At 66.3% G+C, this 7,751-nt stretch carries 8 protein-coding genes; 5 read left to right on the top strand and 3 right to left on the bottom strand.

Annotation, left to right across the window (positions count from 1 at the left end; translation table 11 throughout):
* The 4 genes from QOI01_RS00170 to QOI01_RS00185 form a co-directional block, all read left to right on the top strand.
* Positions 1-500: Hsp70 family protein (locus QOI01_RS00170; protein ID WP_526377452.1), on the top strand; the 500-nt coding region annotated here is incomplete at its 5' end.
* A complete protein-coding gene (gene grpE / locus QOI01_RS00175) occupies positions 497-1,114 on the top strand; it encodes a nucleotide exchange factor GrpE (protein WP_526377454.1) in 618 nt (205 codons plus the stop codon). The genes QOI01_RS00170 and grpE, both read left to right, overlap by 4 nt.
* A gap of 40 nt (positions 1,115-1,154) precedes the next feature.
* Positions 1,155-2,333, top strand: a complete 1,179-nt coding sequence (dnaJ, locus tag QOI01_RS00180; protein WP_526377456.1) for a molecular chaperone DnaJ — start codon at positions 1,155-1,157, stop codon at positions 2,331-2,333.
* Complete coding sequence (locus QOI01_RS00185) at positions 2,333-2,722, top strand: heat shock protein transcriptional repressor HspR (RefSeq protein WP_526377458.1); 390 nt, start codon at positions 2,333-2,335, stop codon at positions 2,720-2,722. Before dnaJ ends, QOI01_RS00185 begins: the two co-directional genes overlap by 1 nt.
* Here the strand turns inward: QOI01_RS00185 and QOI01_RS00190 are convergent.
* From QOI01_RS00190 to QOI01_RS00200, 3 genes are read right to left on the bottom strand one after another with little or no spacing between them, the layout of a single operon-like run.
* Entirely contained in the window at positions 2,719-3,621 is a 903-nt protein-coding gene (locus QOI01_RS00190) for an aldose 1-epimerase (RefSeq protein ID WP_526377460.1), read from the bottom strand. The genes QOI01_RS00185 and QOI01_RS00190 overlap by 4 nt on opposite strands.
* Before the next feature lie 19 nt (positions 3,622-3,640).
* Positions 3,641-4,807, bottom strand: coding sequence for an FAD-binding oxidoreductase (locus tag QOI01_RS00195; RefSeq protein ID WP_526377462.1), 1,167 nt, complete (start codon positions 4,805-4,807; stop codon positions 3,641-3,643).
* A gap of 56 nt (positions 4,808-4,863) precedes the next feature.
* Positions 4,864-5,514 (bottom strand): GAP family protein, encoded by a 651-nt coding sequence (locus tag QOI01_RS00200; RefSeq protein WP_526377464.1) that lies wholly within the window; start codon positions 5,512-5,514, stop codon positions 4,864-4,866.
* Positions 5,515-5,718: 204 nt separating this feature from the next.
* Here QOI01_RS00200 and QOI01_RS00205 point away from each other — a divergent pair.
* Positions 5,719-7,751: multicopper oxidase family protein (locus QOI01_RS00205; RefSeq protein WP_526377466.1), on the top strand; the 2,033-nt coding region annotated here is incomplete at its 3' end.

Genomic DNA, 7,751 nt, shown 5'->3' on the forward strand with positions numbered 1-7,751 from the left:
ACGTCAACGGCATCGTCCACGTCACCGCCAAGGACAAGGGCACCGGCAAGGAGAACACGATCAAGATCCAGGAGGGCTCCGGCCTCTCCCAGGAGGACATCGATCGGATGATCAAGGACGCCGAGGCCCACGCCGAGGAAGACCGCAAGCGCCGTGAGGAGGCCACCGCCCGCAACGATGCCGAAGCGCTGGTTTACCAGACGGAGAAGTTCATCAAGGAGCAGCGCGAAAGCGAGGGCGGCTCAAAGGTTCCCGAGGAGACGCTGACCAAGGTCGAGGGTGCGATCGCGGAGGCGAAGACCGCCCTCGAAGGCACCGACATCACGGCGATCAAGGCCGCGATGGAGAAGTTGGGCGTCGAGTCCCAGGCTCTCGGCCAGGCGATCTACGAGGCCACCCAGGCCGAGCAGGCCGCAGGCGATAGCGCGGATTCCCGACCGGCTGACGACAACGTGGTGGACGCGGAGGTCGTCGAAGACGACGAGCAGGAGCCCAAGTGACCCACGAGAACGATCCGCAAGAGCCGGTGACCATCACCGACAGACGGCGCGTCGATCCCGAAACGGGTGCGGTTCGTGATCCGGCGTCGACCCCCAGTGGGCCGTCGCCGGTGATGGAGCCTGTTGACGAGGTGGATGAGGCCGCCGAGCTCAAGGCGACGCTGCAACGCGTCAAGGCGGAATACGACAACTACCGCAAGCGGTCCGTACGACAGGAACAGGCTGCCGCCGAACGGGGCAAGGCCTTCGCAGCAACGCAGCTGCTGCCCGTGCTCGACGATCTCGAGCGGGCGCGCCGCCACGGTGACCTGGAGACGGGTCCACTGAAGTCGGTCGCCGACAAGCTCACTGCCGCACTGCAGGCCATCGGACTGGTGGCCTTCGGTGTGGAGGGCGACCCCTTCGACCCGTCACTGCACGAGGCCGTGCAGAACGAGGGCGAGGGCACCAACCCGGTGATCGGGACCGTGATGCGCCAGGGCTACCGGCTCGGGGAAGGCCCCGTGCTCAGGCACGCGATGGTAGGCGTCGTCGATTCCGTGCCCGACACGACCGAGAATTCGGACGCCGGTGGCGCGCAGATCGGCGCCGACAACTCAGAATCAAGTCAGTAAGCGCCGAACGTGATGCAGAAAGGTGAGGAGGTGACGCGGCATGGTCCAGCGAGAATGGGTTGAGAAGGACTTCTACAAGGAACTCGGCGTCACCTCCGATGCCAGCGACGACGAGATCAAGCGCGTCGCCCGCAAGTTGATGGCTGAGAACCATCCCGACCGCAACCCGGACGACGTGAAAGCCGAAGAGCGGTATAAGGCCGTGGGTGAGGCCAAGGACGTCCTCTTGGACAAGGCCAAGCGCAAGGAGTACGACGAGACCCGGCGCTTGTTCGCCAACGGCGGCGGTCGCCGGTTCAGCGGTGCCGGCAGCGGCGGCAACTTCGGCAACTTCGGCGGCGACGGAGTCGAATTCAACCTCGGCGACCTTTTCGACGCCGCCCCGCAAACGGGTGGCGCCAACATCGGCGACCTCTTCGGTGGACTGTTCGGACGCGGTGCACAACAGCCGCGGCCCAGCCGTCCGCGCCGCGGAAACGACCTGGAGACCGAGACGGAGCTGTCGTTCCTCGAGGCCACCAAGGGTGTGGCGATGCCGCTGCGGCTCACCAGCCCGGCGCCGTGCACCAACTGCCACGGCAGCGGAGCCCGCCCGGGCACCAGCCCCAAGGTGTGTCCAAGCTGCAACGGCGCTGGCGTCATCAACCGCAACCAGGGCGCCTTCGGGTTCTCCGAACCGTGCACCGAATGCCGGGGCAGTGGCTCGATCATCGAGGAGCCGTGCGACGAATGCCACGGCACGGGCGTGACGACCCGCACCCGCACCATCAACGTGCGCATACCCCCCGGCGTCGAGGACGGTCAACGCATCCGCCTGGCCGGCCAGGGCGAGGCCGGCCTGCGCGGCGCGCCTTCCGGCGACCTGTTCGTGACGGTGCACGTCCGGCCGGACAAGGTGTTCGGCCGCGACGGCGACGACCTCACCGTGAGCGTTCCCGTCAGTTTCCACGAACTCGCCTTGGGCGCAACGCTTTCCGTGCCGACGCTCGAGGGCAAGGTCGGGGTGCGGGTGCCGAAGGGCACGTCCGACGGCCGGATCCTGCGGGTTCGCGGACGCGGGGTGCCCAAGCGTGCCGGAGGTCATGGCGATCTGTTGGTCACCGTCAAGGTCGCGGTTCCGCCGAACCTCGAGGGTGAGGCAGCCGAGGCGCTCGAGGCCTACGCCAAGGCCGAGCGGGCAGGCGGCTTCGATCCGCGGGCCGGATGGGCCGGTGCGTAATGAGTGCCAAGCGGAACCATGACGAGGCCCGGACGTTCCTGATCTCGGTGGCCGCCGAGCTGGCGGGTATGCACGCGCAGACGCTGCGTACCTACGACCGGCTCGGCCTGGTCAGACCGCAGCGCAGTTCCGGCGGCGGGCGCCGCTACTCACAGCACGACGTCGACCTGCTCCGCGAGGTGCAGCGGCTGTCGCAGGACGAGGGCGTCAACCTCGCGGGCATCAAGCGCATCATCGAGCTGACCAATCAGGTCGAGGCGCTGCGCTCGAGAATGCGCGAGATGGCCGACGAGCTGGACCGACTGCGGGCCAACCAGCGCCGCGACCTGGCCGTGATGCCGAAGAGCACCGCGTTGGTAGTCTGGCAGCCGCGCAAGGGCTCCCGCTAGACCACCTTGATCGAGAACCGCGCCTTCTCCGGCTTGCCCGCGACGGCGAAGCGGTAGTTGCCCCGGCGCAGCGAGTCGGTCGGGGCGGCCATCGGCTCGATGCCGACGACGTCGTCGTTGCTCGGTGCGAACAGTTGCGCGGCCGGGTAGCCCTTCTCGAACTTCACCTCGATGCGCCGGTCGCCACCCGAGAGGGCGAACACCGAACCGTCGGGCACCTGGTCGAAGCCGTCGTCGTACACGGTGGTCTTCAGCGGTTCGGTGGAACCGGTCCAGTCGGCGCTCGCGCCGGTCGGAATTCCCCAGTTGTCCACCGGAAGGTGGCGCATGGTCGGGGTCTGCAGCAGCCACTCCTCGCGTGGGGCGCCGGGAACCCTCAGATACGGGTGATATCCGAAGCACAGCGGCACGGACGCCGCGGTGGTCGGCATCACGGTGGTCTCGATCGTCAGCGTGCGATCGGTGAGCGTCACCTGCTGCGTCAGCACGTGGGGAAAGGGGAACGACGCGAGAAGCCGCGGCCTGCCGCCGTAGTCGAGGACGGCCTTCAGCGAGTTCTCGGACCTTTCGGTCACCAACCAGCCGGGATATGCGGCGAGGACGCCGTGGATCGGCACGCCGTGCTCGTCACTGCGCACGCCGCCGGTGCCGGCAGTCAGCGACACGACGGCGCCGTTGATGCCATACTTGCTGGCGCTCAACCGGTTTGCCCACGGATACAGGATCGGGATGCCCATGGTCTTGCCCGCGGTGATGTAGGCGTCGAGGCCGCGGCGCTGGCCGAGGAACTCGTCCTCACCGTCGTTGAGCGAGGTGACGACCATGCCTGCCAGCGGTACGACGGACGCTGTCAGCGACGACGACGGGTCCTGCAGCGTGACGGTCTCGAACTCGGACATGTCGGCGATTCTGTCACGCTCAGCTGACGAGTGGATCGTGTTGGATGCTGTGCGCGTTCGCGCCCTTGGCGATGAGGGCGGCCTTCGTCGCCGCGACCATCTGCGGCCCACCGCACACCAGGATCTGACGATCGCCCCAGCTCCCGTACCTCGTCACCACCTCGGGCAGCGTGCCGGTCTGGCGGACGTGCAACCCGCGGGGTGGCTCGACGTCGGGATAGTCGGCGGCCCACGGCGGGTTGGTGGAGTATTCCGATACCGGGGTCACCGACAGCCACGGGTTCGTCGACGCGACCTGCCAGAGTGTCCTCAGATCGTAGAGGTCACACGGATAGCGTGCGCCGAAGAACAGGTGCACCCGCGGGTTCACGCCAAAGCGGCTGAGATCCATGATGATCGACCGCAGCGGAGCAAGGCCGGTTCCGCCAGCCACCATCAGCACATCGCCGCCGTTGCGGTCGACGTGCATCGCGCCGTGGGGATTGGACAGACGCCACCGATCGCCCGGCTTCGTCTCACCGACGATCGCGGTGCTGACCATGCCGCCCGCGACCGAGCGCACGTGGAACTCGATGGCGCCACTGCGGTCGGCGGGGATCGACGGGCTCAGGTACCGCCAGCGTCGCGGCCACTGTGGCACCTGAACGGTGACGTACTGGCCGGGATGGAAGTAGAGCGCGTTGTCCAGCTGCAGCCGGACCATCGAAACGTCGCGGGTCGCCCGGAGGTGTTCGACGACGGTGCCGTCGCGGAAGGGCGGACCCTTCTCGGCGTCGGCCGCTCCCCGCATGATCCCGATGATCAACCCGACGGCTTGCTCGGCGGTCTCGGCAAGCCGGACGTCCCATCGATCGATCAGATGGCTCCGCAGCGTGGTGATCAGCGCGTCTTGCATGCTGTCGTAATGGCGTTGTGTGACACCGTATTTGCGGTGGTCGCGGCCCAGCTGCGCCAGGAACGCGACGGGTTCTTCTGCGCGCTGCTCGATCAATTCCCCGAGCAACCACGTCATGGCCTTGGCGAACACGCTGCGCTGATGGTCCATGTCGGGCGGGAACAGGTCGCGGATCGCGGTGTCGATGGCGAACCAGCGGGTGTAGAAGCGCCGGATCAGCTCGGAGGAGTCGTTCTGCGGGTCGACCGCGGCACGTAGTGTCGCCAGCGCGTCGCGGTCGTCGATTCCCACGTCTTCGGAGTGTAAGTCAGGTTTGTGAGAGAGCGCCCGCCGAACGGGGGCTGATCTCAGAGTCCGTGAAGGCCCTTGTACAGCACCAGCGCGCCGAGGACGACCAGGATGCCCGCGACGAGGGTGGCATGCTGCGCCTGCATCCAGTCCCTCAACCGGACCAGCGGCTGATCCAGGCGATCGCCCGACACCGCGTACGCCAGGATGGGGAGCGCGACCGTGGAGGCGGCGATCGCGACGTAGTACCCGAGGCCCAGCGTTGCGCCCGCCCGGCCCAGCCCCTCGGTGCCGATCGCCAGACCCGCTGCGGCACACATGAACAGCACCTTGGGGTTGACGACGACCAGGACCATTGCGGTCACGGCAGCCCTGGCCGGGGTGATCTTGGCGAAGCTGCTCATCCACTTTGGTGAATGCTCGGAGCGCGTGCGGGTGAGCCACTTGTAGATGCCGAACACGATCAGCGCGCCGCCGGCGACGATGCGCACCCACGACGCCCAGCTCGGCGGCTTGTCCAACCCGCCGCCGAGGCGGCTCGACACCTCGACGAAGACCTGGGTCAGCACGGCCAATCCGACGACCCAGCCGACCAGGAAGGCCAACCCCGTCGGCCTGGGGCGTGGCGAATGCAGGACCAGCACCGCAGGAATGATCGACAGCGGTGACAGCGCGACCACGAGGGCCAGGGGAATCAGTTCGGCCAGCATCGCCGTCAACCTAGCAAGCGCAGGTCGATTGTTGTCTTCATCCTTCAGAACGGGGTCTGGATGGCGCTCGCGGCCCACGAAACCGCATTTTGAACCTGACCGAATCCCCGGACGGTTTGCGCAATCGCAGACTCAGCTCGGGTTTGCTGTGTATCCTCCTCCCCGACCCAGCAGTCGTGCTGGTCGTCTCCCAGGGAGTTCGACATGCTGCTCCGTCGCGTGAAATCAATTCTCACCCTCGTCGTCATCGTGTCGATGGCCACGATGACGTTGAGTTGCTCGTCGCATCCTCGGGAAGTGGTCAATCCGCCGCCGGGGGTCAACGCCGGATCGGACGGCAAACCCGCACCCTTCCGCGAGCCGGTCCGGCTGTCGAGCAGGGACGGCGTCCTCGAAGTCCGGCTGTCGGCTCATCAGGGCACGGTCAACCTCGACACCGTCTCCGAACCCGTCACCAACTTCCTGGTCTTCGGCTACGACCTGATCAAGGGGACCAGTTCGGACGGATCGACCAAGGGGGACAACCTCTATCCCGCGCCGACACTGCGCGTCGACCCTGGCCAGCGGCTGATCGTGCACTTCGACAACGACCTTCAAGGTCTGAGCATCCAGGACTACTACGACCCGGCAATGACCCCCAAGGGCGGCGAGGTGCCCATCTACCCGCCGACGCTCACGGAGTCGCCGCTCAACCTGCACACCCACGGCCTGCACGTGAGCCCGTCGGGCAACGCCGACAACGTGCTGCTGTCCATTCCGGCCGGGATGGGCAACACCTATACCTACGACGTACCGAAGACCATGCCCAACGGGCTGTACTGGTACCACAGCCACCGCCACACGTTGACTGCGCAGCAGACCTATTTCGGGCTGGCCGGGCTGCTCGAGATCGGTCGACCCGACGGCAACCTGCCACTCGTCACGCAGAACGACATCCCGGTGCGCGACATGGCGATTCAGTACAACTACGTATTCGACCGCAACGGCAAGGGCCATCAGCTGAACAACTACAGCTGGCCGCAGTTCGTGAGCACGCTCAAACCGCCCGAGGGTTCACAGCTGGCCGACGGTACCTACCAGCCGAGCCTGGCCCCGGTGAACATCGCCGACACCGCCATGGGGGCCAAGTACGTCACGCCGTGGTGGGCTGGCCCGCTGTCGCCGAAGAACAACCGCGGTCAGACTCAGTTCATGCCGTCCAACCTGATTGCGTTCGACAGCGGAGGCGAGAAGGTCGCCGAGAATCCCGCGCTGCCGGAGAACCAGCGCGACGTTCAGTTCACCGTCAACGGTCAGTTCCAACCGGAGCTGAAGATCAAGCCGGGTCAGACGGAGATCTGGGTGGTGGCCAACATCAGCGACATCGCCTACATGACACTCAGGTTGACCGAGACCGCGACGGGCAACCACCCGAAGTTCTCCATCGTCGGACAGGACGGCAACCCGTACACGCAGGTGCAGCGGCCCGTCTACGGAGACGGCACCACGCTCGACGTCCCGCCGGCGTCGCGGTACGCCATCGCGGTCACGATGCCCAAGCAAGGTGACCTGGTCCTCGAGTTTCCGCCGGATCCCAAGGCCAAGGAGATCGCCGATCCCGGTGTGCTGTACACGAACAACGGCACCAAGAATTCGCCTGCGGTGCTCGGCAAGTTGACCGTGGATCCGAAGTACATCAGCTATGCCGACGGCTTCTTCGTATTCCCGACCCAGACCTTGATCCGTGCTACGCCGGACACCAGCGGCGAGGGCCGGACCACGGCCTTCGAACCGGGTCAGAACCTCGACGCGTACACCTCCTTTGTGGACACGTCGGTGATGACGCCCGCGGTCACCAGGGCGATGACGATCAGCGACACCATCGGCGGCGACAAGGCCAGCAACAACGACCCCAAGGCCGTCCTGTACATGTTCGACCCTGCCGCGTTTCCGAACGTCCCGTTGATCCAGCCGCGACTCAACACGGTGGAGGAGTGGCGGATCACCAATTTCAACAACGATGCGCATCCGATGCACATCCACGTCAACGACTTTCAGGTCACGGCGATCGACGACCCCAACCGGGGCAAGACGGGCGTTCAGCCGTGGGGCCTGGACAACGTGAACGTCCCTGCGCCGATATTCGACGACAACCACGTGGTGACCACTCCCGCGTCGCTGACGCTGCGGCAGGAGTTCCTCGAGTTCGCAGGCACCTACGTGATCCACTGCCACCGGCTCAACCACGAGGACAACGG

The organism is Mycobacterium sp. (assembly GCF_032162605.1).
In the GTDB taxonomy this organism is placed as follows: domain Bacteria; phylum Actinomycetota; class Actinomycetes; order Mycobacteriales; family Mycobacteriaceae; genus Mycobacterium.

Coding starts and splice junctions, on each gene's coding strand:
- QOI01_RS00200 (WP_526377464.1), bottom strand. CDS start 5,514: ATGCTGGCCGAACTGATTCCCCTGGCCCTCGTGGTCGCGCTGTCACCG.
- dnaJ (WP_526377456.1), top strand. CDS start 1,155: ATGGTCCAGCGAGAATGGGTTGAGAAGGACTTCTACAAGGAACTCGGC.
- QOI01_RS00190 (WP_526377460.1), bottom strand. CDS start 3,621: ATGTCCGAGTTCGAGACCGTCACGCTGCAGGACCCGTCGTCGTCGCTG.
- QOI01_RS00185 (WP_526377458.1), top strand. CDS start 2,333: ATGAGTGCCAAGCGGAACCATGACGAGGCCCGGACGTTCCTGATCTCG.